Below are 1,133 nucleotides of genomic sequence, written 5' to 3' on the forward strand. Positions count from 1 at the left end.
AGTTATTTCTAAGTTAATAGATTCTTTTGTTGCTGCGCTTAAAGCAGGATCATCACGTGTTAATACCAACACGGTTGCTGGATGAACAAATAAGTCTTTTGTGTGATAACACTCAGCCGGTGCTGCAGGAAGGGCACCATCATGGTGATAGTCTTTTTCTAGCGTTTCATTTGAAATCGTATCCAACTTGTCTTTTAAAGGTAAAGTCAGGGCTAGGTATGCGTCACACTGAGGTAGACGAAGGCGCGCCGTTTCAATCACGTCTTCTGATAAAGCGAGCAATTTATTTGCTTGTACGTTAAGTTGTGTATCGGTGACACCTTCAACTTTTAAGTTGCTAACCAGTTTGCCAGCTTCAATTTCATATTCAGCCAATAAACCAGCTACTTTTGAAATTTGTTGCTTGGCTAATGTATCTGCGATATCAGCACGTTCTACGTTCTTAAGCTCTTCTTCCGACATGACGCCGCTAGCGTGTAGGTTGGGCGTGATGAACATTATGCCCAGCAGGGTGAGCTGTAGTGATTTTTTTATCATAATTATGCCTACTATTTTGAGAGAATTAAAGATGCGTTAATGATAACCATTCTCATTACTAATTGAAAGTAAAATAAAGCTAGAAACAGGCGTATTGTTTGATTTGATTTAAAAGATTATTGATTGGGTAGCTGAACAATAAAACAGGCGCCACCAAGGTGACTGATTTCTAATCGAACCTCACCTTGATAGGCTTCGATGATATCACTAACAATAGCAAGGCCGATGCCTTGCCCTTCAACCTGCGTATCAATGCGTTTGCCGCGTTTAATGATGTCATGCTGTGCATGTTCCGGAATGCCATTGCCATCATCTTCAATACGGATTTCGATGATATCAAGTTGAGTTAAGACCGTGACATGGACTTGAGAATGACAGTATTTATAGGCATTTTCTAACAAGTTACCCAGCAATTCATACATATCACCGGTATCTGCATGGATAAAGGCATCTCGCTGAATATCATACTGACAGCGGATGTTTTTAGCTTGGTACACTTTATCTAATGAGTCCAAGATTTTGTGAATAATTTCACCCAATGAGACGGGGGCAGATAGACTGCTCTTTCCTTCGGTAGCCGCACGTTGTAACTGGTA

At 40.7% G+C, this 1,133-nt stretch carries 2 protein-coding genes; both read right to left on the reverse strand.

What is annotated here, in order from left to right; translation table 11 throughout:
• A partial coding sequence (locus AC3AYF_RS21535) for a hypothetical protein (protein WP_487780508.1) occupies positions 1-537 on the reverse strand: 537 nt, incomplete at its 3' end.
• Positions 538-653: 116 nt separating this feature from the next.
• On the reverse strand, positions 654-1,133 hold a 480-nt coding region (locus tag AC3AYF_RS21540; protein WP_487780509.1), incomplete at its 5' end, for an ATP-binding protein.

Source organism: Salinicola sp., assembly GCF_982684285.1.